The organism is Bremerella sp. JC817 (genome assembly GCF_040718835.1).
GTDB lineage: Bacteria > Planctomycetota > Planctomycetia > Pirellulales > Pirellulaceae > Bremerella.
Map to the genome: position 1 here is coordinate 1 of NZ_JBFEFG010000033.1, position 330 is coordinate 330.

The 330-nt window shown below is 68.2% G+C and carries 1 protein-coding gene; it reads left to right on the forward strand.

Translation table 11 applies throughout. From position 1 onward, the window contains the following. Positions 1-25 precede the first annotated feature (25 nt). On the forward strand, positions 26-330 hold a 305-nt coding region (locus AB1L30_RS00150), incomplete at its 3' end, for a phosphoenolpyruvate hydrolase family protein (protein ID WP_367011339.1).

Genomic DNA, 330 nt, shown 5'->3' on the forward strand with positions numbered 1-330 from the left:
CCGGAGAGGGCTTGAGGAGACCGGCATGGGCTACGACAAGGAGGTCGACATGATCGCTCGGGCCCATCAGCTCGGCCTCCTGACTTGTCCTTATGTGCACAATCAGGACGAGGCCTCCGCGATGGCGAGCGCAGGGGCGGACGTGGTGGTCGCTCACGTCGGGCTGACCACGAAGGGGATGATCGGGGCGCAATCCGCTTTGGGCATCGACGAGGCGATCGGGCGCGTTCAAGCGATGGCCGACGCAGCCCACGCGAGACGGCCCGATGTCCTGGTCCTGTGCCACGGCGGGCCGATCGCCGAGCCTGCCGACGCGGCCGAAGTGCTGGC